Raw genomic sequence first — 26,213 nt, 5'->3', positions numbered from 1 at the left:
GCGCGGCGCGGACGGCGGTAAATCCGTTGCGGGCGTCAAATTATTACAGAATGTTACTATTTACCTGGCGAATGAGTTTCATTCACTACGCTTAACAGCACGCAATACGAAAAATGGCCATGCCATATGCCGCTGAGTCGCGGCCTCGTATTGTACGCAATGCAAGATGATGTCTAACCAAGTGGAGGTCAGTGATGGCAAACCATCGTGGCGGTTCCGGCAATTTTGCTGAGGATCGTGAAAGAGCATCAGAAGCAGGTCGTAAGGGTGGCCAGCATAGCGGGGGGAACTTCAAAAACGATCCCCAGCGCGCCTCGGAAGCAGGCAAAAAAGGGGGGAAAAACAGTCACGGCAATCGTCATAGCTGATCGGCGCGGCTGACTGTGTTCGATGTGGCTATCCTCTCCTCGGCGCCAGCCACATTCTCCTCGCCGCCGGCATTCGCCGGCGGTTTTTATTGCCCATCGCGAGAGCCTGCTGGCAGCGCATTAGAGGGTGGGGCGACACCCTCTTCGCCGCCCGTAAGCGCTGCGATTTAAACGGGGGTGACGCCGGGCTGTTCTGCTTCACGTGCGCGGCGGTTAAGCAGCGCGTGAAGTAAAATGGCGCCGAAGGTGGCCGTTCCGATCCCGCCAAGGGTAAACCCGCCCAGCGACAGGGCAAAATCGCCGGCACCGAGCACCAGCGTGACCGCCACCATGATCAGATTGCTGTTCTGACTCAGATCAACCCGATTCTGCACCCAGATACGGGCGCCGGCGACCGCAATTAAGCCAAACACCACGATCGACGCGCCGCCGATAACCGGCCCGGGAATGGTGTGGATTAACGCGCCAAACTTCGGTGAAAAGCCGAGTAAAATGGCAATCAGCGCGGCGGCTACGAACACCAGGGTGGAATAGACTTTGGTCACCGCCATCACGCCGATATTTTCGGCATAGGTGGTCACGCCGCTGCCGCCAACCGCGCCGGAGAGCATCGTCGCCAGCCCGTCACCGACGAACGCCCGTCCCATATAAGGATCCATATTGCGTCCGGTCATTCCGGCGACCGCTTTCAGATGCCCCAGGTTTTCCGCCACCAGAATCACCGCCACCGGGGCTATCAGCATCATTGCCTGGCCGTCAAAGGTCGGGGCGGTAAAGTGCGGCAGCCCGAACCACGCCGCCTGGTGGAGTAAGGTAAAGTCGAGCGGTTTACCCAGCCCGAGGATATTCGCCAGCAGCGCGTACAGCCCGCAGGCGACGATCAGGCCAACGAGAATCAGCAGCCGCTGGATCATCCCGCGGGTAAAAACCGCCACCAGTCCGATACAGAGTACGGTCAGCACCGCCATCCAGCCATCGAAGGCGGAGGCGGAGACGCTGTGCACGGCGATAGGGGCGAGATTGAGCCCAATGGCCATTACCACCGCGCCGGTCACTACCGGCGGCATCAGTCGTTCAATCCAGCGGGTACCGATTTTCATCACCACAACGCCAATCAGGGTGTAGACCAGGCCGCAGGCGATAATCCCCCCGAGGGCAACGCTAAGGTGCGGATTGAGTCCCTGCCCATTAAAGCCGGTGACGGCGATAACCACGCCGATGAAGGCGGCGCTGGAGCCCAGGTAGCTTGGCACCCGGCCGCCGGTCACGAGGAAAAACAGTAGCGTGCCGATACCGGACAATAAAATCGCCAGGTTAGGATCCAGCCCCATCAGGATGGGCATCAGCACCGTGGCGCCAAACATGGCGACCGCGTGCTGGACGCCCATGACCATCGTTTGTCCGACGGAGAGGCGTTCATCGGGGGCCACCACGCCGGACGCGGCGGAAGGGGAGGTCAACTGCCAGCGAGGAAAATCGAAAAGTGCCATGATGATATCCCGGGTTTGAAGTTAACAGGCTGGACGCATAAGCGTATGGTAGCCGCGGTCGAACCACATCAGCCCGCGCGGCTCTGGATGTCTGACGATGGCGGCCACTTCACAGAACAAAATGTCGTGGGTGCCGACGCTGACTATCTGGTTGATACGACAATCGAAGCTGACCAGCGCATCCACCAGCCGCGGGCAGCCGGTGAGACCGGTTTGCCATTCGGCGGCAGCGAAACGCTCCGCCATCGGCGTTTTACCGCCAAAGACGTTGGAGAGCGACTCCTGGCCAGCCGCCAGGGTGTTGACGCACAGCGCCTGGTGCTGGCGGAAGGTTGGCCACACCGAGGCGGAACGGTTGAGACAGACCAGCAGCGTGGGGGGCGTATCGGTCACGCTACAGACCGCGCTGGCGGTAAATCCGGCCCGACCCGCCGGGCCATCGGTGGTAATGACGTTGACCGCCGCGCCGACCTGGGCCATGGCGTCACGAAAACTCTGTTTATCCGCTACGGACATAGTGGCTCCTTACGCCAGCTGGCAGGCATCATCGAAGGGCAGGCGCGGCAGACGACCATACAGCCGGGTCTCGTCGCCGTAACCGATATTGATCAACAGATTGCTCTTCCAGCCGTTTTCGGCAAAGAACGCCGCATCGACCTTGTCGCGGTCAAATCCCGACATCGGGCCGGTATCCAGGCCAAGGGCGCGGCAGGCGAAAATCAGATATGCCGCCTGCAGAGAGCTGTTGCGAAAGGCGGTCTCTTCCGCCAGCTGTGGGCTGGAGGTGAACCAGCTGCGGGCATCGCCGTGGGGAAACAGCGTCGGCAGACGATCGTAGAAGGCGCGATCCCAGGCCACGATGGCGGTCACCGGCGCGCGCAGGGTTTTTTCGAGGTTGCCGCTGGAGAGCGTCGGGCGCAGCTTCTCCTTTCCTTCCGGCGTGCGGACAAAAAGGATCCGCGCGGGGGAGCAGTTGGCGGAGGTCGGACCCATTTTCATCAGATCGTATATTTCGTGCAGCAGGCTATCGCTGACCGGTTTATCCAGCCAGCCGTTGTGGGTACGGGCGTGAGTAAACAGACTGTCGCGCGCGCTTTGGCTAATGCTTTCGCTCATAGATTCTCCTGATATCAGGCCAGCATGGCGGCCAGACCGTTGCATAAAATAGGGTTGAAGGTGTCGGCATCGGTCACGTTGCAGGCGTGGCCGCCCCAGGCCATCTCGACCCGCTGGCTACCCGGTATCGCCGCTTGTAGCGTGCGCGAGCAGGAAGCAGGAACCAGCAGATCGTCATGGGCGCTGACGATCAGGGTCGGGCATGCCACGGCGGCGGCCCGGCGAGTGAAGTCGGCCTGCTTCAGCGCCTGCAGCCGCTTGAGCAGATTCTCCTTGCCCTGAAAATGGCTGAGCGCAAGCGCATCTTCCGCTTCCAGCCTTGGCATCCGGGCGGCCATCCACTCCGCGGGGTAGAGGAACAAAGGCTGCGCCTCAACCCACGCCTGGGCACCGCCGGCGTGCAGCAGCCGCTCGCGTACCTGAAAACAGCGACGGGTGTGGGGAGACAGGGTTAGCCAGCCGTTGACCAACACCAGGCCGCTGACCGCGTCGGGAAAATCCAACGCCAGCTGCAGGGCGATCAGCGCACCGAGGGCGTGCCCCACCAGGGCAAAGCGGGAGATTCCCGCCGCCTGCAGCGCCTGATTGAGCTCCTGCGCCATGATCGCCATGCTGTAGCCGGCGGGCAGCGGCCCGGCGTTTTCACCGGTGCCGTTCTGATCATAGCTCACCAGCTGATACCGTTGTTCCAGCGCCGCGCGCTGCGGGAGCCAGTAGCTGCCCGCACCGCCTAAACCGGCGCTCAGCACCACCGTCGGTGCGCCCTCAAAGGGGGCCGGGGAGATATTCAGTTTCATGATGCGGTTTTTCCGATATGGGCGACGGTCGCAATCTCAACCAGCGCCTCTGGCTTGACCAGTCCGCACTGGATGCAGAAGCGCGCCGGTTTATCCCCGGGGAAGAACTCGGCATAGACTTCGTTAATCGCGGCGTAGTTTTTCCAGTCGGTGATAAAGATGCTGTTGAACGTCACATCCTCCATGCGGCCACCCGCCGTTTCGATCACTGTTTTGATCGTTTCGAGAACGTGGCGGGTTTGCGCCTTTGGGTCATCGAGATAGACCACGTTATTGTGTTTATCAAACGGCAGCGTACCGGAGACGTAAACCACGCCATCGGCCAGCGTACCGGGGACAAAAGGGGCGATCGGCGTGGTGGTGCCGGGCGGAATAATGACCTGTTTAGGCATAACGTTTCTCCTCCGGGAGAGAGTGCGCGGCGGCCGGGGCCAGCGCATCGCAGAAGCTGGCGACATCGCTGACCCAGCCAAAAAAGGTCTCAATATTGAATAGCGCAGCCTGCTGGGCGAAGGCCGGGCCCGCCTGGTGGGTGGCGTCTTCCAGCACGACGCCGAAATACTCCAGGAAGAAGCCGTCGCGCAGGGTGGACTCCACGCAAACGTTGGTGGCGATACCGGTAAAAATCAGGTGACGGATGCCGCGGCTGCGCAAAATACTGTCCAGTTGCGTGTTGAAAAAGCCGCTGTAGCGCGGTTTCGGCAGCACCACATCACCGGGCAGGGGCTGCAGCTCATCGACCAGCTGATAATCCCAGCCGCCTTTAGCCAGCAGCTTGCCCTGCAGCTCAGGACGACGGCGCATGGTCTTCAGGGCGTTAGATTTGTGGTAGTTCGGCGACCCCGGGCCACCGGCTTCCATATACTCCTCGTCCCAGCCGTTCTGGAACCAGACGATCGCCATTCCGGCGGCGCGAGCCGCGGCGACGGCGGTTTTAATGTTGTCGATAACCGGCCGGGTGGTGGAGACGTCAAATCCGGCGAGGTCGAGATACCCTCCCTGGCTGGCATAGGCGTTTTGCATATCGACGACGATCAGCGCGCTGTTTTGCGCCGGGAAGGTCAGGGATTCCGGACGGGCGGAAAGCGTAATCATCAGGCAACCTCGCGGGTAACGGTGGCAATATGGTCGCGGCAGCGCATCAGCGGCTGAATGCGCTCGCCAAAGGCATCGATGCCGGAAAGAAAATCATCAAACGTGAGCAGTACGCCGTCGGTGCCGGGTACGGAGGCGACGTCGTCGAGCATACGGGCGACGCTGGCGTAGGATCCAACCAGCGTGCCCATATTGATATTGACCGCCGAGGTCGGATCGGCCATTTGCCGCACGTTGGTATCGCTCCCGGAACGGGTGTCTTTCTGGCTTTGTTCGGTGAGCCAGGCCAGCGCTTCGTCATCGGCTCCCGCCTTGTAGTGCTCCCATTTAGCACGAGCCGCTTCGTCGGTTTCATCGGCGATAACCATGAACAGCACATAGGAGCCCACGTCGCGACCGGTCTTTTCCGCCGCCTGCATCATGCGCGCGGCGGTCGGCGCAAAGGCGGTCGGCGTATTGACCCCTTTGCCGAAGCAGAAGTTATAGTCGGCATACTGGGCGGAGAAGGCCATCCCCGCATCGCTCTGTCCGGCGCAGATAACTTTCATCGGCTGCGACGGCTGCGGGCTGACGCGGCAGTCATTCATCGTGAAGTAGTCGCCTTTAAAGTCGCTGCGCCCGGTGCCCCACAGGTCGCGCAGCACCTGGACATATTCGGTGAGATAGTCGTAGCGACGGGCGAAGTAGTCGTCGCCGGGCCAGATGCCCATCTGCTCATATTCTGGTTTTTGCCAGCCGGTCACCAGATTGACGCCAAAGCGGCCGCCGGAGATAGCGTCGATGGTGGAGGCCATACGAGCGACAATGGCCGGCGGCAGCGTGAGCGTCGCGGCGGTGGCGTAGATCTGGATCCGCGAGGTGACCGCCGCCAGGCCGGCCATTAAGGTGAAGGATTCGAGGTTGTGATCCCAGAACTCGGTTTTGCCGCCGAAACCGCGCAGTTTGATCATCGACAGCGCAAAATCAAAGTGGTAATGCTCCGCTTTCTGGACGATCGCTTTATTCAGTTCGAACGTCGGCATGTACTGCGGAGCGTGGGTTGAAATCAGCCAGCCGTTATTACCAATCGGAACGAAGACACCAATTTTCATACGTACCTCTCTGCAATCGTGAAGAAGAAGGCGCGCGGTGCTGCATCCTGCATCTCCTGGGTCACCTCGCCAGAAAGCTAAAGCAAAGGCGATGCCAGTTTTGCAAAAACCAATGTTATTAATGTGTTGCGTATTGGTTGCTGAAAGTGAGCGTGATAAAAGTGGACTGAATGGTCAAAATGAGTGCACGAAAAAACGGCAGTCATGCGCAATTGGAGTGCATAAGGTCGTGCCAGGGGTGGGCTTTTGCTATGCTGATGGCGTTGAAAGAAGGAGATGATGATGGCAGAGGGCGCTGTGAAAAAAACCGGGAAGCGTTCGCAGGCGGTGAGCGCAAAGAAAGAGGCTATCCTGGCCGCTGCGCTGGACGCATTTTCCCAATTTGGTATCCACGGTACGCGGCTTGAGCAGGTTGCAGAGTTGGCCGGGGTATCGAAAACCAATCTACTCTATTACTACCCGTCGAAAGAGGCGCTGTATGTCGCCGTACTGCAGCAGATCCTCACCATCTGGCTGGCGCCGCTGAGGGCGTTTCGCGAGGATATCAGCCCGCTGGTTGCTATCCGCGAATATATTCGCCTTAAGCTGGAGGTGTCGCGCGATTATCCGCAGGCCTCCCGGCTGTTTTGTCTGGAGATGCTACAGGGCGCGCCGCTGCTGATGGGCGAGCTGACCGGCGATCTGAAAGCGCTGGTTGATGAGAAATCGGCGATTGTCTCTGGCTGGGTCGATAGCGGGAAACTGGCGCCGGTCGACCCTCAGCATCTGATCTTCATGATCTGGGCCACCACTCAACATTACGCCGATTTTGCCACGCAGATTGAGGCGGTCACCGGCGCAACGTTACGCGACGAGGCGTTTTTTCAACAAACCGTAGACAACGTCCAGCGGATGATCATTGAAGGAATCCGGGTACGTTAATTGGCGGGGGGAAGCGGGCAGCTCTGGTCGCCATCTTCACACTGCAGCAGCGAAGCAAGGAACGATTCGCGCTCAACGGTTTTGTCTGCCATACACTGGTTAATAAGCATCGGCTGGACGCTGCCGCCTTCGGCGCCGGAAGCGAGGAAGGTGCAGTCGGCGTCGCGCAGCGCTATCCACGCCAGCTGCGCTTTTTTCAGCTGTTCCTGCTGTTTACCCGCCGCGCGCTTCAACGCTTCCTGATAAGTCTGATTCAGCTTGCTATCGGCCGCCTGATATTGCGCGGCCGTACACTGGTTCATCTCAGCCTGATTGCCGGCGTTGGCGCATTCGTCCGCCAGCGCATGTCCGCTTGCCAGCAGAGCTGCGAGGGCAACTAAAGTTCGTTTCATTGGTCCACTCCCATAAAAAAAGCTCCCGTCGGGGAGCTTTAATTAACCACAGCCGGCGTCCGGTGTCATCAGCCGACATGGATACCGGTCGGAACAGACCCTTAGCCGATGGTCATCAGGCTGGCGTTACCGCCTGCCGCCGCGGTATTGACGCTCAGCGAGCGTTCAATGTAGAGGCGTTCCAGCAGCAGGTTGGTTTCACCGCGGGCGAAGCCCTGGACCGAAATAATCGCGCCGTCGCGTGCCGCCACCTGTTCGCACAATTCACGCAGCTGCTCGGAGTCGCCGTGGTAGATCACCGCATCGAAAGCCTGAGCGGTCAGCATCTCTGGTTTGGCAAAGTGGAGACGTTCGCTGACCTCGCGCGGCAGCTTCTTCGCCAGCTCACGATGCAGAGCGCTCTCCGGCCACAGGATTTCACAGCCGACCGCGGTGACCGCCGCCAGCTGAATCAGCGCATCCTGCTCGTTATCCGCTACGCACAGTACGCGGTCGCGAGGGATAAAGGTCAGGGTATTGCGCTCGCCGGTCGGGCCCGGCAGCAGACGTTGGGTTCCGGCTTGCGCCAGGTCACGGTACTGCTGGCACAGCGCCTGCAGTTCAGGGCGACCGGCGGCCCACTGCTGCAGCGCGTTCAGCGGTTTTTCCAGCAGGGTTTTCAGCTGCGCATCCAGCGGACGTTCCGCATCCTGGCGGGCAAGGGTGGTCCCCACGGCATTTTGCGGACGGCTGGAGAGCAGGCGATACAGATACAGCGGGCCGCCGGCTTTCGGTCCGGTCCCCGACAGACCTTCGCCGCCAAACGGCTGCACGCCGACCACGGCGCCAACCATATTGCGGTTAACGTACAGGTTGCCGACTTTGGCGCTGCCGGTGACCTGAGCGATGGTCTCATCGATGCGGGTATGGACGCCGAGGGTCAGACCGTAGCCGGAGGCGTTAATCTGCTCGACCAGCTGATCCAGAGCGTTACGGTTATAGCGAACCACGTGCAGCACCGGGCCAAAGACCTCTTTTTTCAGCTCATCAAAGCTCTCGAGCTCGATCAGGGTCGGCGGAATGAAGGTCCCGCTTTGCCACTCACGCGCATCCTCGCTGTTTTCCCGTACCGCCTGGAACACCGTGCGGCCCTTGGCGCGCAGGCTCTGAATATGGCGTTCAATATTCTCTTTCGCTTCGGCATCGATGACCGGACCAATGTCGGTGGTCAGACGGCCAGGGTTGCCCATCCGGCATTCGCCCATCGCGCCGCGCAGCATGGTCAGCGTATGGTCGGCGATCTCTTCCTGCAGGCAGAGTATACGCAGGGCGGAACAGCGCTGCCCGGCGCTATCAAACGCCGAGGCCAGCACGTCGACCACCACTTGCTCGGTGAGGGCGGAGGAGTCGACGATCATGGCGTTCATCCCGCCGGTTTCAGCGATAAGCGGCGTCGGGCGACCCTGTGCATCCAGGCGGCTGGCGATATTGCGTTGCAGCAACGTGGCGACGTCGGTTGAGCCTGTGAACATCACGCCGCGAACGCGTTCGTCGGTGGTCAGCGCGGCGCCGACGGTTTCCCCGCGGCCCGGCAGCAGCTGAATTACGCCCGGCGGAACGCCGGCTTCCAGCAGAATTGCCACGCCCTGAGCGGCAATCAGCGGCGTCTGTTCGGCGGGTTTCGCCAGTACGCTGTTACCGGCGGCCAGCGCGGCGGCAATCTGACCGGTGAAAATCGCCAGCGGGAAGTTCCACGGACTAATACAAACGACCGGTCCCAGCGGACGGTGGGTTTCATTATCGAAATCGTCGCGCACCTGACCGGCATAGTAGTGGAGGAAATCGACGGCTTCGCGGACTTCGGCGATGGCGTTGCTGAAGGTTTTACCGGCTTCGCGGACCAGAATGCCGATCAGCGTCTGCATCTGATCTTCCATCAGCACCGCCGCGCGTTCAAGGATCGCCGCTCGCTCCTGCGGCGGGGTGGCAAACCAGATAGGCGCGTTATTGACTGCGCTGGTCAGCGCCAGTTCAATCTCTTCCGGGCGGGCTTCACGCACGTGGCCGACGATATCTTTCGGCTCGGCCGGGTTAATTACCGTCTGCAGTTCCCCGGCAATGACCGGATGTTCCAGCGCCGGCAGCGCCTGCCATTTGTGCAATGCGCTGTTCAGCAGAGAGGAGGAGAGGGAGGCCAGACGATGTTCGTTGGCCAGATCCAGGCCCGCGGAGTTGCTGCGGCCTTTGCCGTACAGATCGCGCGGCAGCGGGATCTTCGGATGGGGCAGACCGGCCTGACCCTCCTGCTGAGCCAGTTTTTCCACGGCGCTGACCGGGTCGGCAACCAGCTCATCCAGCGGTAGCGTCGTATCCGCGATACGGTTAACAAAGGAGGTGTTGGCGCCGTTTTCCAGCAGGCGGCGTACCAGGTATGCCAGCAGCGTTTCGTGGGTCCCGACCGGCGCATAAATCCGGCATGGACGGTTCAGTTTCCCGTCGGCAACCTTGCCGACTACCTGTTCGTAGAGCGGTTCACCCATGCCGTGCAGGCACTGGAATTCATACTGGCCCGGATAGTAGTTCTGCCCGGCCAACTGATAAATGGCTGCCAGGGTGTGGGCGTTGTGGGTGGCGAACTGCGGATAGATCAGGCTCGGCACCGCCAGCAGCTTTTTCGCGCAGGCGAGGTAGGAGACGTCGGTATACACTTTGCGGGTATAGACCGGATAGCCTTCGAGGCCGTCCATCTGCGCGCGTTTGATTTCACTATCCCAGTAGGCCCCTTTTACCAGGCGGATCATCAGGCGACGGCGGCTGCGGGTGGCAAGATCGATCAGGGAATCAATGACGAACGGGCAGCGTTTCTGATAGGCCTGAATGACGAAGCCGATCCCGTTCCAGCCGGCCAGCTCCGGTTCAAAGCACAGCTTCTCCAGCAGGTCGAGAGAGATCTCCAGGCGATCGGCCTCTTCGGCATCGATGTTAATCCCGATATCGTACTGACGCGCCAGCAGGGTCAATGATTTCAGGCGCGGATACAGTTCATCCATCACCCGATCGTATTGCGCGCGGCTGTAGCGCGGGTGCAGCGCGGAGAGCTTGATCGAAATCCCCGGGCCTTCATAAATGCCGCGGCCATTAGAGGCTTTGCCGATCGCGTGGATCGCCTGCTGGTAGGAGACCATATAGGCCTGAGCATCGGCGGCGGTGAGCGCCGCTTCGCCCAGCATATCGTAGGAGTAACGGAACCCTTTCTCTTCCAGCTTGCGGGCGTTGGCCAGCGCTTCGGCGATGGTTTCGCCGGTCACGAACTGTTCGCCCATCAAACGCATCGCCATGTCGACGCCTTTGCGAATCAGCGGTTCGCCGCTTTTGCCGATAATCCGGTTCAACGAGCGCGAAAGGCTGGTTTCGTTGTGGGTTGAGACCAGTTTGCCGGTAAACAGCAGGCCCCAGGTTGCCGCATTGACGAACAGCGACGGGCTGCGACCGATGTGCGACTGCCAGTTACCGTTGCTGATTTTGTCGCGGATAAGGGCATCGCGGGTGGCTTTGTCCGGAATACGCAGCAGCGCCTCCGCCAGACACATCAGCGCCACCCCTTCCTGTGAAGAGAGCGAAAACTCCTGCAGCAGACTCTGCACCATGCCGGCGCGACCGCTGGCGGTTTTTTGATTACGCAGTTTTTCCGCCAGCTGATAAGCCAGCTTATGCGCCTGGTCTGCCAGCGGCTGCGGCAGGCGCGCCTGCTCCAGCAACATCGGGACGGCGTCGGTTTCTGCCCGGCGGTAGGCGGCGGTAATCGAGGCCCGGGTGACGGACTGCGGCAGAATCTGCTCGGCAAAATCGAGGAAAGGCTGCCACGGTTCATCGACCGGGCTGCTGACGTCATCGCTTTCATTGGCGGCGCCGGCAAGCAGGGCCGGCAGCTCGGGCAGCGTCTCGTCGTTTTCCAGCTTTTCCAGATAGTTGAAAATGGCCTGTTTAATCAGCCAATGCGGCGTGCGGTCAATACGGCTCGCGGCGAACTTGATGCGTTCACGCGTCGCGTCGTCAAGCTTAACACCCATGGTAGTGGTGCCCATGCTTATCACTCCTGTTATGAATCGTTGTTCTTTTTTGCGGTTACGCGAAAATATCCACTATGTTGCAACTTTGTGCAACCTTGTTAATCGTGACCTGTGTAGCAAGCTGAGAAATGAGTGAGTTGTTAATTGAGATGGTGGATGTAACGGGAAATTAACCTTTCTCCATCAGGGTGTTTTTATGCGTCAGTTAACAGTTTTACAAGGTGCAACCAATAAAAACGTGAGAGAGTGCAACCTATAACAAAATGAAGTTTGGTGCGGACAAAAAGTAGTGTAAATGCTGTGTTAAATCGTTTGTGAAATTCCGACGCTTCCGTCAGGATACGGTCGCCCAATACAACCATTGTGCCATTACCCCGTTCCGGTAGTGGAATAAAATGACAAAGCAGGATGTTGTCGACAAAAGAATCTGGAGATTTTACATGGCTATTAGCACCCCCATGTTGGTGACTTTTACTATTTATATATTTGGCATGGTACTGATCGGTTTTATTGCCTGGCGATCGACGAAAAACTTTGATGATTATATTCTCGGCGGCCGCAGTCTCGGGCCATTTGTGACGGCGCTCTCCGCCGGCGCCTCCGATATGAGCGGCTGGCTGCTGATGGGATTACCTGGCGCAATATTTCTCTCCGGTATTTCTGAGAGCTGGATTGCCATTGGTCTGACGCTCGGCGCATGGATTAACTGGAAACTGGTCGCCGGTCGTCTGCGCGTTCATACCGAGGTAAATAATAATGCGCTGACCTTGCCGGATTATTTTACCGGCCGCTTTGAAGATAAAAGCCGTGTGCTGCGTATTATTTCGGCGCTGGTTATTTTGCTGTTCTTCACCATTTATTGTGCCTCCGGGATTGTCGCCGGTGCTCGTCTGTTTGAAAGCACCTTTGGCATGAGCTATGAAACGGCGCTGTGGGCCGGTGCGGCGGCGACGATTGTCTATACCTTCGTCGGCGGATTCCTCGCGGTAAGCTGGACCGATACCGTGCAGGCCAGCCTGATGATTTTCGCGCTGATTCTGACGCCGGTGATGGTGATTATTTCCGTTGGCGGTTTTGGCGAATCGCTGGAAGTGATCAAGCAGAAGAGCATTGAAAACGTCGATATGCTCAAAGGACTGAATTTTGTGGCGATTATTTCGCTGATGGGCTGGGGCCTGGGCTACTTTGGCCAGCCGCATATTCTGGCGCGTTTTATGGCGGCGGATTCCCACCACAGTATCGTTCACGCACGTCGTATCAGCATGACCTGGATGATTCTCTGCCTGGCGGGTGCCGTGGCGGTCGGTTTCTTCGGTATTGCATGGTTCAATAATAACCCGGCGCTGGCCGGCGCGGTGAATCAGAACTCCGAGCGCGTGTTTATCGAACTGGCGCAAATCCTGTTTAACCCGTGGATTGCCGGTATTCTGCTGTCGGCGATTCTGGCGGCGGTAATGTCCACCCTGAGCTGCCAGCTGCTGGTGTGCTCCAGCGCGATTACCGAAGACCTGTATAAAGCGTTTCTGCGTAAAAACGCCGGTCAGAAAGAGCTGGTGTGGGTCGGACGGACGATGGTCCTGGTGGTGGCGTTGATCGCCATTGCGCTGGCGGCAAACCCGAACAACCGTGTGCTGGGTCTGGTGAGCTATGCCTGGGCAGGCTTCGGCGCCGCGTTTGGTCCGGTGGTGCTGTTCTCGGTGATGTGGTCGCGCATGACGCGTAACGGGGCGCTGGCCGGGATGGTGATTGGCGCGCTGACGGTGATTGTCTGGAAACAGTTCGGCTGGCTGGGGCTGTATGAAATCATCCCTGGCTTTATCTTCGGCAGCCTGGGCATCGTGGTCTTCAGCCTGCTGGGCAAAGCCCCGTCGACATCCATGCAGCAACGCTTTGCCGAAGCGGACGCCCATTATCATTCGGCTCCGCCGATACCGGCTACCGCCGAGTAAATTCAGGACCGCTTAATCAAGCCCGCGCTCAGCGGGCTTTTTTGTTGCTGAAAGCAGTTCCGGCGTCCGCCACAGCTCCCCCCTCTTGCTAATTCCATGAAAATACGCTGATATCGGGGGCACAAAAAACAATGAGGATAGCAAAATGACGTTCAGACAGGGTGCGCTGGTGCTGGTGATGGCAGGGCTGCTTGGCGGTTGCGTGGCGCCGGCGAAGAAGCGTCCGCCGACTCCCACGGCAGCGGTATGCCCGGCAGAGAATGCGATGGTGCAGACCACGCTCTATTTCGGTTTAAGCCGGCCGGCGGGTAAAGATATCACCACCCAGGAGTGGCAGCAGTTTGTTGACCGCGACGTCACGCCGCGTTTTCGCGAGGGGTTAACGGTGTTTGACGCCCGGGGCCAGTGGCTGGGGAATGACGGCAGCGTGGCCCGCGAGCAGAGCAAAGCGCTGATGCTGATTCATGGTAAAGACGGTGGCAGCGAAGAGGGGATTGAGGCGTTACGTCACCTCTATAAATCGCGCTTTGCCCAGGAGTCGGTGATGCGCGTTGACCAGCCGGTCTGCGTTCACTTCTGAAAACAGGGCGGGGAAATTCCCCGCCCTGCCTGTTACAGCACCAGGCCGGCGAAGCTGGCGGAAAGCAGACTGACCAACGTGGCGCCGTAGACCAGACGCAGGCCGAAGCGGGAGACGATATTCCCCTGCTGTTCGTTCAGTCCTTTAATGGCTCCGGCAATAATGCCGATGGAGGCAAAGTTCGCGAAAGAGACCAGGAAGACCGAGAGGATACCCAGTCCACGCGGGGTCATGCCGGCGGCAATTTTTTGCAGCTCAATCATCGCCACGAACTCATTCGCCACCAGCTTGGTTGCCATAATACTTCCGGCGCTCAACGCATCGCTGAGCGGAATACCAATCAGCCAGGCCAGCGGATAAAAAACGTAGCCGAGAATTTGTTGGAAACTCAGGCCAAATAGCGTGGCAAACAGGGCATTAATGGCGCTGATCAGGGCAATAAAACCAATCAGCATCGCCAGAATAATCATCGCCACTTTAAAGCCGGCAAGAATATATTCCCCGAGCATTTCGAAGAAGCTTTGTGATTCGTGGAGCTTCTCCAGCTTAATCTCTTCTTCGCTACCCGGACGCGTCGGGTTAATAATCGACAGTACAATAAAGGTGCTGAACATATTAAGGATCAACGCCGCGACCACATATTTTGCATCGAGCATGCTCATATAGGCGCCGACGATGGAGAGCGATACCGTTGACATCGCGGTGGCTGCCATGGTGAACAGCCGGCGTGAGGAGAGGTCGCCGAGCACGCCCTTATAGGCGATAAAGTTCTCCGACTGGCCGAGAATCAGCGAGCTGACGGCGTTGAAGGATTCCAGTTTACCCATGCCGTTGACTTTGGAGAGCAGGGTGCCAATCACACGGATGAAAACAGGCAGAATGCGCCAGTGCTGAAGAATACCGATCAGCGCCGAAATAAAGACAATCGGGCACAGCACGCCAAGGAAAATAAACGCCATTCCTTTTTCGCTCATACCGCCAAATACAAAGTTGGTGCCTTCGGCAGCAAAACCGAGCAACGAAGTGAAAAAGCTTGAGATATTTTTAACTATCCACAGACCGCTTTCGGCATGCAGAAAAAAGAATGCCAGCGCAATTTCAATGATAATTAACTGGATAATATAACGAACACGGATTTTTTGTCGGTCATAGCTGGCAAGCCAGGCAAGGCCGAGAATAACCGCCAGCGCCAGCAGGAAGTGCAAGAATTGTGTCATGTTGTTCTTTTCGCAGGTCAATAAGGCCGCTATTTAGCCACAGCCGGTCAGCCTGGTAAATATCTGTAGCGAAAAAACCGCCGCGCCGGCTGCCTGACCGCGATGAAGACAGATAATCCCCTAAGTAATTATTTTAAAGCGATTAATTTACAACTCGATACCAAACTCTCTACATTTCACTTGTGTTTCTGATTATTGTAATGATAATCACTATCAGAAATATTTACTTATCTTTGCATCCACTGACTGCGATTCACATTGAAGGGTGTCGGCATGTTCGTTCCATTTCTCATTATGTTACGCGAAGGGCTGGAGGCGGCGCTGATTGTCAGCCTGATTGCCAGCTATCTCAAACGCACCCAGCGCGGCAGCTTGATTGGCGTCATGTGGATTGGCGTTATCCTGGCGGCGGCGCTGTGCCTGGGCCTGGGGATCTTCATTAACGAAACGACCGGCGAGTTTCCCCAGCGGGAACAGGAGCTGTTCGAAGGCATCGTGGCACTGGTAGCGGTATGCATCCTGACCTGGATGGTCTTCTGGATGCGCAAAGTCTCGCGCAACGTGAAACAGCAGCTGGAACAGGCGGTGGATAATGCGCTGCAGCGCGGTAATCATCATGGCTGGGCGCTGATCATGATGGTCTTTTTCGCCGTCGCGCGGGAAGGGCTGGAGTCGGTGTTCTTCCTGCTGGCGGCCTTCCAGCAGGATGTGGGGATTTGGCCGCCGCTCGGGGCGATGCTGGGGCTGGCTACCGCGATTGTCCTCGGCTTTCTGCTTTACTGGGGCGGGATCCGCCTCAACCTCGGCGTGTTCTTCAAATGGACCAGTCTGTTCATTCTGCTGGTGGCGGCCGGGCTGGCGGCCGGGGCCATTCGCGCCTTCCATGAGGCCGGTCTGTGGAACCACTTCCAGGACGTGGCGTTTGACCTGAGCGGCGTGCTGTCGACCCACACGCTTTTCGGCACGCTGCTCGAAGGGATCTTCGGTTACCAGGAGGCGCCTACCGTCAGTGAAGTGGCGGTCTACTTTATCTATTTGATTCCGGCGCTGGTGCTGTTTGCGCTGCCGCCGCGTAGCAATACAGCAACCTCGCGCACCGCTCCGCTTAAGTAGAGCGCCGCAGGATTATGGTTACAACATACTTACCGAAAGGGATGATCATGATGATTCATTTTCGCCGTAATGCGCTGCAGCTTGCCGTCGCAGCGTTGTTCAGCTCTGCCTTCTACGCTCAGGCTGCGGATATCCCGCAGGTAAAAGTCACCGTTAACGACAAACAGTGTGAGCCGATGAACGTCACCGTGAAAGCGGGGAAAACGCAGTTCATTATTCAAAACCACAGTCAGAAAGCGCTAGAGTGGGAGATTCTCAAAGGCGTGATGGTCGTTGAAGAGCGCGAGAACATTGCGCCAGGCTTTACGCAAAAGCTGACGGCGAACCTGCAGCCGGGCGAATACGACATGACCTGCGGGCTGCTGACCAACCCGAAAGGCAAGCTGATTGTGACCGGTGCCGCCACCAAAGATGCGGCGAAAGCCGATGCGCTGCTGAGCCTTGGCGAGGCGATTACCGCCTATAAAGCCTACGTTACGGCGGAAACCGCACAGCTGGTTAGCGGCACGAAAGCGTTCACCGACGCGGTGAAGGCGGGAGATATTGAAAAAGCGAAAGCGCTGTATGCTCCGACGCGTCAGCACTACGAGCGCATTGAACCGATCGCGGAGCTGTTCTCCGATCTGGACGGCAGTATTGATGCTCGTGAAGACGATTACGAGAAAAAAGCCGAAGATCCGAAATTCACCGGCTTCCACCGTCTGGAAAAAGCCCTGTTTGGCGACAACAGCGTCAAGGGGATGGAAAAGTATGCCGATCAGCTGAACAGCGATGTGCTTGAACTGCAAAAACGCATCAGCGAACTGGCGTTCCCGCCGTCGAAAGTGGTGGGCGGCGCGGCGGGCCTGATTGAAGAAGTCGCGGCCAGCAAAATCAGCGGTGAAGAAGATCGCTACAGCCACACCGATCTGTGGGACTTCCAGGCGAACATCGACGGCGCGCAGAAGATCGTTGACCTGCTGCGCCCGCAGCTGCAAAAAGAGAACAGCGCGCTGCTGGCGAAAGTTGACGCTAACTTCAAAAAAGTTGACGCTATCCTCAGCAAATACCGCACTAAAGACGGCTTCGAAACATATGACAAGCTGACGGATGCGGATCGTAATGCGTTAAAAGGGCCGATCACCACGCTGGCGGAAGATCTGGCTCAGTTGCGCGGGATCCTTGGGCTGGACTAAGTCGATGGCAGAACAGAAGCAACTTGATGTGAATGAACCTTCACGTCGTCGATTATTAAAAGGGATCGGCGCGCTTGGCGGCGCGCTGGCTATCACCGGCGGCTGTCCGGTGGCACACGCGGCGAAGGGCAACAGCTCTCCGGGCGTGCTGTCGCCGGACGCGCGTGCCGAAGCGCAGCCTTTTTACGGGCAGCACCAGGCCGGCGTGCTGACGCCGCAGCAGGCATCGATGATGCTGGTGGCCTTTGATGTGCTGGCCAGCGATAAAGCTGACCTGGAGCGCCTGTTTCGCCTGCTGACTCAGCGCATTGCCTTTCTGACCAAAGGGGGGCCGGCGCCGGACACGCCAAATCCGCGTCTGCCGCCGATGGATTCGGGGATCCTCGGCGCGTGGATCTCCCCGGATAACCTGACCGTCACCGTTTCGGTTGGCCATTCGCTGTTTGATGAGCGCTATGGATTAGCGGATAAGGCGCCGAAAAAGCTGCAAAAAATGACCCGCTTCCCCAACGATTCGCTGGATGCGGCGCTCTGTCATGGCGATCTGCTGTTGCAAATCTGTGCCAATACTCAGGATACGGTTATCCATGCGCTGCGCGATGTGATTAAACATACGCCGGACCTGCTCAGCGTCCGCTGGAAGCGCGAAGGGTTTATTTCCGATAGCGCCGCGCGGAGTAAAGGCAAAGAGACGCCGGTTAACCTGCTGGGCTTTAAAGACGGCACCGCGAACCCGGTCAGTACCGATAAGGCGCTGATGGATGAAGTGGTATGGGTGACCTCCGATCAAGGCGAGCCTGCGTGGGCAACCGGCGGCAGCTATCAGGCGGCGCGTATCATCCAGTTCCATGTGGAGTTCTGGGATCGCACCCCGCTGAAAGAGCAGCAGACCATTTTTGGGCGCGATAAGCACAGCGGCGCGCCGCTGGGTATGCAGCATGAGCATGACGTGCCGGATTACAGTCGGGATCCTGATGGCGATATTATCGCGCTGGATAGCCACATTCGTCTGGCGAACCCGCGCACACCGCAGACGCAGTCCAGTCTGATGATGCGTCGCGGCTACAGTTATTCGCTGGGGGTGACCAACTCCGGGCAGCTGGATATGGGACTGCTGTTTGTCTGCTATCAGCATGATCTGGAGAAGGGATTCCTGACGGTGCAAAAACGCCTTAACGGCGAAGCGCTGGAGGAGTACGTCAAACCTATCGGCGGCGGCTACTTCTTTGTGTTACCGGGCGTAATCGACAGCCAGCACTACCTGGCGCAATCTCTGCTCGAAGCCTGACGCACCTGCCCGCAAGGGCAGGGCGTTTCTGCTGTTTTTCCATTCTTTTTTTGTATTTCCTGCCTTGTGTTATTTTTCTGTAATCTATTTGTCGGAAACTCTCCTGAGCTGCGATGAGAATTATTTGTTGTCCGCATGTAAAAAATAAGTTGCATTAAGAATTATTTTTGATGTACTTATTACAGACGCGGTAGTTCCCGGCAGTGATGTCGTTTCACTATGGAGATCGCGAATGCCCGATTGCTGTAACGGAAAATGTAAATCTTCTTACCGTACTCCTCAGCACGGGGGCCACACTTCCGGCCGCGATTCCCACACCTCGAATTTTTCTCCAGTCACCACCAATAACCTAAACCCAGACCGGGTACGCGGTGCGCGTAGCCGTGACCCGTTGTCAATTCGACAGGCAAGCAATGGCTTACAAGGAAGCCAAACCTCAATCGTTCGTGCGCATAATCGCGTCGATATTGACGCGTGTGATGTAAACCAACAACGCAAGGTGCTATCCATGGGAAGACAAAAAGCAGTGACCAAAGCTCGTCGTGAGGCCAAACGTGTGCTGAGACAGGATTCGCGCAGCCATAAGCAACGCGAAGAAGAATCGGTCACATCGCTTGTGCAAATGAGTGGCGTAGAAGCAATTGGCATGGCGCGGGACAGCCGTGATACTTCCCCAATTGAAGCGCGCAATGACGCTCAGGCGCATTATTTGAATGCCATCGACAATAAACAGCTGATTTTTGCCACGGGCGAAGCCGGGTGCGGTAAAACCTGGATTAGCGCAGCAAAAGCCGCTGAAGCCCTGATTCACAAAGATGTGGACAGGATTATTGTTACCCGTCCCGTTCTGCAGGCCGATGAAGATCTCGGCTTCTTACCGGGAGATATCGCCGAGAAGTTTGCTCCCTATTTCCGACCGGTGTACGACGTACTGGTGAGAAGGCTGGGCGCTTCCTTTATGCAATACTGCCTGCGACCGGAAATTGGCAAGGTGGAAATCGCGCCGTTCGCCTATATGCGCGGACGTACATTTGAAAATGCGGTTGTGATTCTGGACGAGGCTCAGAACGTGACCGCTGCGCAAATGAAAATGTTTTTAACCCGCCTCGGGGAAAACGTGACGGTCATCGTGAACGGCGACATTACCCAGTGTGATTTACCCTCTGGCGTGAAGTCCGGGCTGGTCGATGCGCTGGCGCGTTTTGCGGAAGACGACATGATCGGCGTTGTGCGTTTTACCGCCGATGATTGCGTCCGTTCGATGCTTTGCCAGCGAACGTTGAAAGCCTACTACTGATCGCTATCTTGTGTGCAAAGCCCGGGGAAACCCGGGCTTTGTTATCTGGAGCGCAGGGCGTTAGCCGATCGCGCCCAGCGCATCTTCGCTGCCTTGGGTTTTTGGCAGCAGGAACAGGGTGGCGAAAATATCCAGCAGATAGAGCAGGGCCAGCAGGGTGATCGCCGCGGTAAACGACCAGTGGCTGACGAACAGGCCAATCACCAGCGGTCCAAAGCCGCCCACGCCGCGCCCGAGGTTAAACAGCACGTTCTGCGCGGTGGCGCGGACCTGTAGCGGGTAGGTATCAGAGATCAGCGCGCCATAGCCGCCAATCATGCCGTTGACAAACATCCCCATTACCGCTCCGGTAAACAGCATCAGGGTCGGGTCCCGCAGCTGGGCGTAGACGATGACCATCACGACGGCCCCCACCTGGTAAATCAGAAAGATCTTCCAGCGCGCGAAACGGTCTGCCAGCACGCCGAACAGCCAGATGCCGAAGGTCATCCCCACGACGGTGACCGCCGTCCACAGCCCTGATTTGGTGAGCGAAAAGCCAAAACTGGAGGAGAGATAGCTGGGCATCCAGATCATCAGGCCATAGTAGCCAAAATTCTGTACCGAGCAGAGGATGAAGATGCCGATACTGGCCTTCGAGGTAGTGCGGTCGGCAAACAGCATCCTGAGGCGCGCGGTGAACGATATTTCCTGCGCGACGCGGCTATCTTTGGTAAACGCCTCCGGTTCTCCCATCCCGCGGCGGATGGCAAATGAGACCAGCGCCGGCAGAAGGCCAACCAGAAACATCCCGCGCCAGCCGATGATATCCAGCAGGAGAGGGGTGATAAAGGCGGCCAGCAGCACGCCAAGCTGCCAGCCGATACCAACCCACGCCGAGGCGCGGTTGCGCTTATGGGCCGGCCAGACTTCGGCAATCAGCGCCATGCCGATACCGAATTCGCCGCCGAGCCCCATACCCGCAAGGGTGCGATAGGCCAGCAGATCCCAATAGCCCTGGGCAACCGCACAGAGACCGGTAAAGACCGAGAACATCAGGATCGTGAAGGTCAGGACGCGAATGCGGCCCAGACGGTCGCTGAGATGGCCGAAAAAAATCCCGCCCAGTACCGCGCCAATCAGCGTCCAGGTAACGAGGGAACCGGCCTGAGAAGTGGTGAGCGCCAGCGAAACGCTGATTGCCGGCAGCATGAAACCGAGGATCAGCAGGTCAAAGCCATCCATTGCGTAGCCGCTGATCGCCGCGACCATGGCTTTCGCCGGCGTTACGCCGCGTTTGTTAAGTGGAGAAGAGAACGTCATGTCCAGACCTTTGGAATAAAAATGTGCGCTAAGTATAAATTTGTCGGCGGATGCGATCTACTCGGTTGAGGGGCATTGTGGGCTGTTATGATGACATTAACTGTATGTTTTTAATATTTATAACGGAATAAATGACCAGGGTTTTATTTAAAACATTGTCTGTCATGCTTCATGGGGAAAGAGTGGTAACGTAATGTGTTGACGACAAAAAACGACGAACGTCGGATTCTGCCTGCGGGGCGGCCAGTCGGGGAGGCATTTATGCCGATTCCGGGAGAAGGACGTATGCCTGTATGTGGGAGTTTTGCTTCGCCTGTAGACAATCTTTCTTGTAGCGGAGTTTGTGCCCTGACATTTCGCTTAACCATTTATTAAGCGGCTTTTCTTTGTCATTTAATCCGGCGGTGCGCTGGCGTATCAGGTTGAGCCGCTCTTCATAGAAACGCGCCCACGCTTCGGCGCCGCCCAGCACTTTCCCCAGCAGCCTTTTGCTGGTGACGCTGTTGGTAAGAGGGCGTAGGCGAAAGTCGATAAAGACGACGGGAATACCGATCGCCGCAAGCAGATCCAGCACGCGGCTCTCTTTCAGTTTTTCCCGTACGCCAAAATCGAAGACGTTCAGATCCGGCTGCATCTGAACGGCGCGCTCGACGCTGAAATCAGTGAGATATGCATTGCCAAGCATCGGCAGCTGTTTTAGCTGGGGGGACTTTGCAAGATAAAGCGAGTCAAGGTCCGGCGCTTTGGTTTTGAGGGGATTATCCCGGGCAATCGGCTGCGCAAAAGGATTATCCGGATGCACAATCTGTCATGCCTGAATGGCCCTGGCATCCGCCAGGATGACTCTTTTTGCCGGTTGCTGGAGGGTCACTTCTCTTCCGGCAATATCCGTCGCCGTGACGGGGGATGCCTGCAGATTTGCTGCCAACAGTAAAAGTAGCCAGCCTAATACCAGCCGCCAGAAAAGTTTCTGCCTCATTTTATCCAATCCGTCTGTCCGCAGCCGTGAGACAACCCGGCCAGTTTGGCTGGAGCGTAAAACAACCTTCGGTTCAAAAAAAAGTTTACATTGCTATGTATTGCTAACTATTATCATTTCGTTTCTCATAATTCAAATCATTCGCAATACAAATAATTGATAATTAATATATTTATTTTACAGGGGATTTTCTCATGTCTGGTCACTTCCGGCTCTCGCTGCTTGCTAGCGCTATTGTTTTAGCGTTCCCGGCCTGGGCTGCTGATAAAAATGATAACTCTTCATCAACCGATCGTACGGATACCCTGACGGTCGTGGGCAACTGGCTTGATTCGCCGGATTACAGCACGGTAGTGCTCGATCATCCCGGCGCAAGGACCATCGTGACGGAGCAGCAGGTTAAGGAAAAAGGCGGCGAGACGATTTCAGAAGCGCTGCGCGGTATTCCCGGGGTTCAGGTTCAGGAGAATAACGGCACCGGCGGGAGCGATGTGTCACTGAACGTCGGCGTGCGCGGCCTGACATCGCGCCTTTCGCCTCGCTCAACCATCATGATGGACGGCGTACCGCTTTCTGTCGCGCCTTACGGCCAGCCTCAGCTGTCAATGGCTCCGCTGTCAATGGGGAACATTCAGTCCATTGACGTCATCCGCGGCGGCAGCGCCGTTCGTTACGGGCCGCAGAACGTCGGCGGAGTGATCAACTTTGTCTCGAAGGATATTCCGGAAACGTTCGGCGGTGCGGTGAGCGCGCAAACGGAAGGGGCCTCACACGGCGGATTAAAAACGCTGACCAGCGCTTCCGTTGGCGGCACGGCGGAGAACGGTCTGGGGGCGGAGCTGCTGTACTCGGGTCTGCACGGCCAGGGATACCGGGAAAATAATGACAATACCGATATTGACGATTTTATGCTGAAAACGCGTTATCGTTTCACTCCGCAGGACGAACTGACCGGTAACTTCCATTATTATAACGCCTCCGCGGGTATGCCCGGCGGCCTGACGAAAGAGCAGTACCAGCAAAATCCCTTCCAGTCAGTGCGCCCGTTCGATCAGTTTGCCGGACGCCGCCAGGATATGTCTTTCAAATATCGCCATCAGGAAGAGGATAGCCAGTTTGAAGTGCTGACCTATTTCACCAAAAGTTTCCGCACCAGCGATATTCAGACCAACGGCTCCGGGGCTCTGGAAGGGCAGAGTCGTCTGGCTGCCGCCCCTCGCCACTACACCACCTGGGCCATCGAACCAACCTATTCGCATCTGTTCCGCTTCTGGGATATGGCCCATGAAGTCACCCTTGGCTATCGCTATCTGAACGAGACATCGGATGAAAAAGGATATCAGTCCAACTGGTACGATCCGACGACCACGACCTCTGCCCCGAATTCTAAAGAAAACTATTATCAGCATACCTCCGGCGGTACGGAAGCTAACGCGTTTTATATTGATGATGCCGTCAACGTTGGTAACTGGACGATTACCCCGGGGCTGCGTTATGAAAGCATCCGCACGCATGTGAATGACGCTTTTGCCGATATTGCGCGTGAAAAATCGTACAGTGAACCGCTGCCATCGATCAACGTGATGTATCACCTGTCCGATAGCTGGAAGCTATTTGCTAATGCCAATACCTCTTTCGGCAGCTTGCAGTATTTCCAGCTCACCCGCGGAGGGAATCACGGGCAGCCGGCTCCGGGCCTGCAACCGGAAAAGGCGCGCACCTATGAAGTCGGTACCCGCTATGACGACTCCTTACTCAAAGCGGAGCTGACGGCTTTCTACATTGATTTTGATAATCAGCTGCAGTACATCAACAACACCATCGGCTGGACCACGCTGGGCGCCACCAAACATCAAGGCGTCGAGCTGGCTCTGAACTACGATCTCAGCGAACTGACGCACAGCCTGGATGGGGTCAGCCTCTATTCCACCTATACCTATACCCGCGCCGTATCCGTCAGCGGCGAGTTTTCGGGTAAAGATCTGCCCTTCTATTCCCGCCAGGTGCTGACGGTAGGTTCCCGCTACGCGACGGGCAACTGGGTGTGGAACGTCGATGGCTATTCGCAATCCCGCCAGCATTCTCCGGGGTCTTCTGCTGCCGGGAATGGTTATATCACCCAGGAGAGCGATGATGGCCAGTACGGTAATATTGCCGGCTATATGGTGTGGAATATGCGCGGCGAATATGACATGGGGCCGTCGTGGTCAAATCTGAAACTGGGCGCCGGGGTTAAAAACCTTTTCGATCAGCGCTACTACACGCGTTCAACGGATAATAACTACGGCAAATATGTCGGCGAGCCGCGAACCTTCTTTGTTCAGGCGTCGCTGGCGTTCTAAACGTGTGACGCTTCGCGGGGCAGGGATGCACCGCGAAGCGGTCAGGTCAGAGAGCGGGGGTTTGGCGGAGGAGCGATAAGGCCATACCTCCAGCTGGGTGCAATATGCGAAAAAAAAGCCCGTACCTGCGTACGAGCTCTTCTTTAAATATGGCGGTGAGGGGGGGATAGATTCGCTTCGCTCACCGTTACTCGGCCCGTCCCTGGGCCTCGCCCCTTCGGGGCCAACGCAGGCGTTGTTCAAAAATGCTCCCGGCATTTTTGTGCGGGCAGCCCGCTCGCAGGCTCGCGGTCTGTCCAGCTGGCTGCGCCAGCTGTCGACCCCCGGTCGGGGTTTCTCATCCCCCCGGGCGGTGCCACAGGCGAAAAAAAAGCCCGTACCTGCGTACGAGCTCTTCTTTAAATATGGCGGTGAGGGGGGGATTCGAACCCCCGATACGTTGCCGTATACACACTTTCCAGGCGTGCTCCTTCAGCCACTCGGACACCTCACCATATTGTTTTGCTGCTCACCTTGGGTGGGCAACGGGGCGCTACTATAGGGAGTTGCACTAAAACGGTCAAGCAGTATTTATTCTTTCTTTACCGTTCGGTCAAGCAATGAACACTGCCCCGCTGAAAACCGACGGGGCAGCGATTTTAACGCAGAGAATCAAGCTGTTTGCGATGCTTCACCAGCCTCGTGCGCTGCTTTAGCGCCACGCTGGCAGGCCGGGAAGGCACTGATGTCAGATTTGGCCAAAGCGTCCGCCGTTAAAATCGCGCACGGCTTCTGCGATCTGCTGCCTGGTATTCATCACAAACGGACCGTAGCCCACAATGGGCTCCCGCAACGGTTCACCGGCCAGCAGCAGCACTTTGGCATTCGCCGTTGCATGAAGATGAATCGCTTCTCCCTGCTGACTAAACACCACCAGTTGCCCTTCACGTGCCTGCTCTGCACCGTTGACCGTAATCTCACCTTCAAGGACCACTAGCGCACTGCTCCAGCCATCAGGCTGACGGAGCGTGATGTCATGGCCCTGATTCAGCTGCATATCCCAGACGTTCAGTGGCGAGAAAGTGTGCGCAGGTCCAGTCACCTGGTCATAGCTGCCGGCGATAACCCGGATATTTCCCGCGCCGTCCGCCAGGGCGACATCGGGGATGACATCCGCGGTGATGCTCTGATAGCCCGGATGAGTCATTTTGTCTTTCGCCGGCAGGTTGACCCACAGCTGGATCATCTTCAGTTCGCCGCCGGTGCGGGTAAACTCCGCCGAATGGAACTCTTCATGCAGAATGCCGGCGCCGGCGGTCATCCACTGCACATCGCCCGGGCCAATGACCCCACCTTTACCCGTCGAGTCACGGTGTTCAACTTCACCGGAATAGACGATGGTGACGGTTTCAAATCCGCGATGCGGATGTTCGCCAACCCCACGTCTGCCGCTTCCCGCCGGGAAGTGGTGAGGACCGGCGTAGTCCAGCAGCAGGAAGGGGCTTAACGGTTCGCCATGAGTCTGGTAAGAGAACAGTGAGCGAACCGGAAAGCCATCCCCAACCCAATGTTGGGCCGGTGCGGTGTAGACGCCTGTAATCTGTTTCATGGTGCTCTCCTGTGTCGCGATTTCTGATGACTATAAGATTAGATCTGCGGCCAATAAACCGGTA

General features: G+C 57.4%; 23 protein-coding genes and 1 tRNA gene. 9 read left to right on the top strand and 15 right to left on the bottom strand.

Annotation, left to right across the window (positions count from 1 at the left end):
- Window positions 1-194 precede the first annotated feature (194 nt).
- The gene (locus tag DSD31_RS16130; protein ID WP_004860412.1) at window positions 195-368 is read left to right on the top strand and encodes a con-10 family general stress protein; all 174 of its coding nucleotides are present in this window, start codon (window positions 195-197) and stop codon (window positions 366-368) included.
- A 167-nt stretch (window positions 369-535) separates the two neighbouring features.
- Here the strand turns inward: DSD31_RS16130 and rutG are convergent, their stop codons facing one another.
- From rutG to rutA, 7 genes are read right to left on the bottom strand one after another with little or no spacing between them, the layout of a single operon-like run.
- Complete coding sequence (gene rutG / locus DSD31_RS16125; protein ID WP_032717670.1) at window positions 536-1,858, bottom strand: pyrimidine utilization transport protein G; 1,323 nt, start codon at window positions 1,856-1,858, stop codon at window positions 536-538.
- A gap of 21 nt (window positions 1,859-1,879) precedes the next feature.
- Entirely contained in the window at window positions 1,880-2,374 is a 495-nt protein-coding gene (rutF, locus tag DSD31_RS16120; RefSeq protein WP_004860416.1) for an NADH-dependent FMN reductase RutF, read from the bottom strand.
- Window positions 2,375-2,383: 9 nt separating this feature from the next.
- On the bottom strand, window positions 2,384-2,974 hold the full coding sequence (locus DSD31_RS16115; protein ID WP_004860419.1) for a malonic semialdehyde reductase: 591 nt from the start codon (window positions 2,972-2,974) through the stop codon (window positions 2,384-2,386).
- A gap of 14 nt (window positions 2,975-2,988) precedes the next feature.
- Window positions 2,989-3,774: a pyrimidine utilization protein D gene (gene rutD, locus DSD31_RS16110; protein ID WP_032717671.1), complete on the bottom strand. Its 786-nt coding sequence runs from the start codon at window positions 3,772-3,774 to the stop codon at window positions 2,989-2,991.
- Window positions 3,768-4,163: a pyrimidine utilization protein C gene (rutC, locus tag DSD31_RS16105; RefSeq protein ID WP_004860423.1), complete on the bottom strand. Its 396-nt coding sequence runs from the start codon at window positions 4,161-4,163 to the stop codon at window positions 3,768-3,770. Before rutC ends, rutD begins: the two co-directional genes overlap by 7 nt.
- Window positions 4,156-4,866, bottom strand: coding sequence for a pyrimidine utilization protein B (gene rutB, locus DSD31_RS16100; protein ID WP_004860425.1), 711 nt, complete (start codon window positions 4,864-4,866; stop codon window positions 4,156-4,158). Before rutB ends, rutC begins: the two co-directional genes overlap by 8 nt.
- Window positions 4,866-5,957, bottom strand: a complete 1,092-nt coding sequence (gene rutA / locus DSD31_RS16095; RefSeq protein ID WP_004860426.1) for a pyrimidine utilization protein A — start codon at window positions 5,955-5,957, stop codon at window positions 4,866-4,868. The genes rutB and rutA overlap by 1 nt, the downstream gene beginning before the upstream one ends.
- A 282-nt stretch (window positions 5,958-6,239) precedes the next feature.
- On the opposite strand from rutA, the gene rutR reads away from it, so the two are divergent.
- Window positions 6,240-6,878 (top strand): HTH-type transcriptional regulator RutR, encoded by a 639-nt coding sequence (gene rutR / locus DSD31_RS16090; protein WP_004860428.1) that lies wholly within the window; start codon window positions 6,240-6,242, stop codon window positions 6,876-6,878.
- Here the strand turns inward: rutR and DSD31_RS16085 are convergent.
- Entirely contained in the window at window positions 6,875-7,270 is a 396-nt protein-coding gene (locus DSD31_RS16085) for a lysozyme inhibitor LprI family protein (RefSeq protein ID WP_004860430.1), read from the bottom strand. The two genes, rutR and DSD31_RS16085, sit on opposite strands and share 4 nt — an antisense overlap.
- A gap of 101 nt (window positions 7,271-7,371) precedes the next feature.
- Entirely contained in the window at window positions 7,372-11,334 is a 3,963-nt protein-coding gene (gene putA, locus DSD31_RS16080; protein WP_113991181.1) for a trifunctional transcriptional regulator/proline dehydrogenase/L-glutamate gamma-semialdehyde dehydrogenase, read from the bottom strand.
- 425 nt (window positions 11,335-11,759) lie between these two features.
- On the opposite strand from putA, the gene putP reads away from it, so the two are divergent.
- Complete coding sequence (putP, locus tag DSD31_RS16070) at window positions 11,760-13,268, top strand: sodium/proline symporter PutP (protein ID WP_015584668.1); 1,509 nt, start codon at window positions 11,760-11,762, stop codon at window positions 13,266-13,268.
- A 145-nt stretch (window positions 13,269-13,413) separates the two neighbouring features.
- A complete protein-coding gene (locus DSD31_RS16065; protein ID WP_113991180.1) occupies window positions 13,414-13,848 on the top strand; it encodes a DUF3574 domain-containing protein in 435 nt (144 codons plus the stop codon).
- A 32-nt stretch (window positions 13,849-13,880) separates the two neighbouring features.
- Here DSD31_RS16065 and DSD31_RS16060 read toward each other — a convergent pair whose 3' ends face one another.
- On the bottom strand, window positions 13,881-15,065 hold the full coding sequence (locus DSD31_RS16060; protein ID WP_004860438.1) for a NupC/NupG family nucleoside CNT transporter: 1,185 nt from the start codon (window positions 15,063-15,065) through the stop codon (window positions 13,881-13,883).
- 273 nt (window positions 15,066-15,338) lie between these two features.
- Here DSD31_RS16060 and efeU point away from each other — a divergent pair, with 273 nt between their 5' ends.
- The 4 genes from efeU to phoH all read left to right on the top strand — a co-directional run bounded on the left by efeU (window position 15,339) and on the right by phoH (window position 19,938).
- The gene (gene efeU, locus DSD31_RS16055) at window positions 15,339-16,178 is read left to right on the top strand and encodes an iron uptake transporter permease EfeU (RefSeq protein WP_004860440.1); all 840 of its coding nucleotides are present in this window, start codon (window positions 15,339-15,341) and stop codon (window positions 16,176-16,178) included.
- A 47-nt stretch (window positions 16,179-16,225) separates the two neighbouring features.
- Entirely contained in the window at window positions 16,226-17,353 is a 1,128-nt protein-coding gene (gene efeO / locus DSD31_RS16050) for an iron uptake system protein EfeO (RefSeq protein WP_004860442.1), read from the top strand.
- A 4-nt stretch (window positions 17,354-17,357) separates the two neighbouring features.
- Window positions 17,358-18,641, top strand: coding sequence for an iron uptake transporter deferrochelatase/peroxidase subunit (efeB, locus tag DSD31_RS16045; RefSeq protein WP_032717675.1), 1,284 nt, complete (start codon window positions 17,358-17,360; stop codon window positions 18,639-18,641).
- Window positions 18,642-19,149: 508 nt separating this feature from the next.
- A complete protein-coding gene (gene phoH, locus DSD31_RS16040; RefSeq protein ID WP_015584664.1) occupies window positions 19,150-19,938 on the top strand; it encodes a phosphate starvation-inducible protein PhoH in 789 nt (262 codons plus the stop codon).
- Between the two features lie 60 nt (window positions 19,939-19,998).
- Here phoH and DSD31_RS16035 read toward each other — a convergent pair whose 3' ends face one another.
- The 3 genes from DSD31_RS16035 to DSD31_RS26220 form a co-directional block, all read right to left on the bottom strand.
- Window positions 19,999-21,240 (bottom strand): MFS transporter, encoded by a 1,242-nt coding sequence (locus tag DSD31_RS16035; RefSeq protein ID WP_088402217.1) that lies wholly within the window; start codon window positions 21,238-21,240, stop codon window positions 19,999-20,001.
- Window positions 21,241-21,499: 259 nt separating this feature from the next.
- Window positions 21,500-22,042 carry a TroA family protein gene (locus DSD31_RS16030; protein WP_113991179.1) on the bottom strand — a complete coding sequence of 181 codons (543 nt, stop codon included), beginning with the start codon at window positions 22,040-22,042 and terminating at the stop codon, window positions 21,500-21,502.
- A 6-nt stretch (window positions 22,043-22,048) separates the two neighbouring features.
- A complete protein-coding gene (locus DSD31_RS26220) occupies window positions 22,049-22,219 on the bottom strand; it encodes a hypothetical protein (RefSeq protein WP_162786322.1) in 171 nt (56 codons plus the stop codon).
- A gap of 194 nt (window positions 22,220-22,413) precedes the next feature.
- On the opposite strand from DSD31_RS26220, the gene DSD31_RS16025 reads away from it, so the two are divergent.
- The gene (locus DSD31_RS16025; protein ID WP_113991178.1) at window positions 22,414-24,561 is read left to right on the top strand and encodes a TonB-dependent receptor family protein; all 2,148 of its coding nucleotides are present in this window, start codon (window positions 22,414-22,416) and stop codon (window positions 24,559-24,561) included.
- A gap of 405 nt (window positions 24,562-24,966) precedes the next feature.
- Here DSD31_RS16025 and DSD31_RS16020 read toward each other — a convergent pair.
- Both DSD31_RS16020 and DSD31_RS16015 read right to left on the bottom strand, forming a co-directional pair.
- Window positions 24,967-25,054: transfer RNA gene (locus tag DSD31_RS16020), tRNA-Ser, on the bottom strand.
- 234 nt (window positions 25,055-25,288) lie between these two features.
- Window positions 25,289-26,149: a pirin family protein gene (locus DSD31_RS16015; protein WP_004860458.1), complete on the bottom strand. Its 861-nt coding sequence runs from the start codon at window positions 26,147-26,149 to the stop codon at window positions 25,289-25,291.
- Between the last annotated feature and the right edge of the window lie 64 nt (window positions 26,150-26,213).

Origin of the sequence: Klebsiella sp. X13 (assembly GCF_003323835.1) — a bacterium.
GTDB lineage: Bacteria > Pseudomonadota > Gammaproteobacteria > Enterobacterales > Enterobacteriaceae > Klebsiella > Klebsiella ornithinolytica.
This window is presented reverse-complemented; position numbering and strand designations above follow the sequence as displayed.

What these genes read in the sequence shown, in the direction of transcription:
- efeU (WP_004860440.1), top strand. Translation starts at nt 15,339, where the DNA reads ATGTTCGTTCCATTTCTCATTATGTTACGCGAAGGGCTGGAGGCGGCG.
- DSD31_RS16115 (WP_004860419.1), bottom strand. Translation starts at nt 2,974, where the DNA reads ATGAGCGAAAGCATTAGCCAAAGCGCGCGCGACAGTCTGTTTACTCAC.
- DSD31_RS16130 (WP_004860412.1), top strand. Translation starts at nt 195, where the DNA reads ATGGCAAACCATCGTGGCGGTTCCGGCAATTTTGCTGAGGATCGTGAA.
- rutB (WP_004860425.1), bottom strand. Translation starts at nt 4,866, where the DNA reads ATGATTACGCTTTCCGCCCGTCCGGAATCCCTGACCTTCCCGGCGCAA.
- DSD31_RS16025 (WP_113991178.1), top strand. Translation starts at nt 22,414, where the DNA reads ATGTCTGGTCACTTCCGGCTCTCGCTGCTTGCTAGCGCTATTGTTTTA.
- DSD31_RS16015 (WP_004860458.1), bottom strand. Translation starts at nt 26,149, where the DNA reads ATGAAACAGATTACAGGCGTCTACACCGCACCGGCCCAACATTGGGTT.
- rutG (WP_032717670.1), bottom strand. Translation starts at nt 1,858, where the DNA reads ATGGCACTTTTCGATTTTCCTCGCTGGCAGTTGACCTCCCCTTCCGCC.
- rutA (WP_004860426.1), bottom strand. Translation starts at nt 5,957, where the DNA reads ATGAAAATTGGTGTCTTCGTTCCGATTGGTAATAACGGCTGGCTGATT.
- efeB (WP_032717675.1), top strand. Translation starts at nt 17,358, where the DNA reads ATGGCAGAACAGAAGCAACTTGATGTGAATGAACCTTCACGTCGTCGA.
- phoH (WP_015584664.1), top strand. Translation starts at nt 19,150, where the DNA reads ATGGGAAGACAAAAAGCAGTGACCAAAGCTCGTCGTGAGGCCAAACGT.
- rutC (WP_004860423.1), bottom strand. Translation starts at nt 4,163, where the DNA reads ATGCCTAAACAGGTCATTATTCCGCCCGGCACCACCACGCCGATCGCC.
- efeO (WP_004860442.1), top strand. Translation starts at nt 16,226, where the DNA reads ATGATGATTCATTTTCGCCGTAATGCGCTGCAGCTTGCCGTCGCAGCG.
- DSD31_RS16065 (WP_113991180.1), top strand. Translation starts at nt 13,414, where the DNA reads ATGACGTTCAGACAGGGTGCGCTGGTGCTGGTGATGGCAGGGCTGCTT.
- DSD31_RS16085 (WP_004860430.1), bottom strand. Translation starts at nt 7,270, where the DNA reads ATGAAACGAACTTTAGTTGCCCTCGCAGCTCTGCTGGCAAGCGGACAT.
- putP (WP_015584668.1), top strand. Translation starts at nt 11,760, where the DNA reads ATGGCTATTAGCACCCCCATGTTGGTGACTTTTACTATTTATATATTT.
- DSD31_RS16035 (WP_088402217.1), bottom strand. Translation starts at nt 21,240, where the DNA reads ATGACGTTCTCTTCTCCACTTAACAAACGCGGCGTAACGCCGGCGAAA.
- rutR (WP_004860428.1), top strand. Translation starts at nt 6,240, where the DNA reads ATGGCAGAGGGCGCTGTGAAAAAAACCGGGAAGCGTTCGCAGGCGGTG.
- DSD31_RS16060 (WP_004860438.1), bottom strand. Translation starts at nt 15,065, where the DNA reads ATGACACAATTCTTGCACTTCCTGCTGGCGCTGGCGGTTATTCTCGGC.
- rutF (WP_004860416.1), bottom strand. Translation starts at nt 2,374, where the DNA reads ATGTCCGTAGCGGATAAACAGAGTTTTCGTGACGCCATGGCCCAGGTC.
- DSD31_RS26220 (WP_162786322.1), bottom strand. Translation starts at nt 22,219, where the DNA reads ATGAGGCAGAAACTTTTCTGGCGGCTGGTATTAGGCTGGCTACTTTTA.
- putA (WP_113991181.1), bottom strand. Translation starts at nt 11,334, where the DNA reads ATGGGCACCACTACCATGGGTGTTAAGCTTGACGACGCGACGCGTGAA.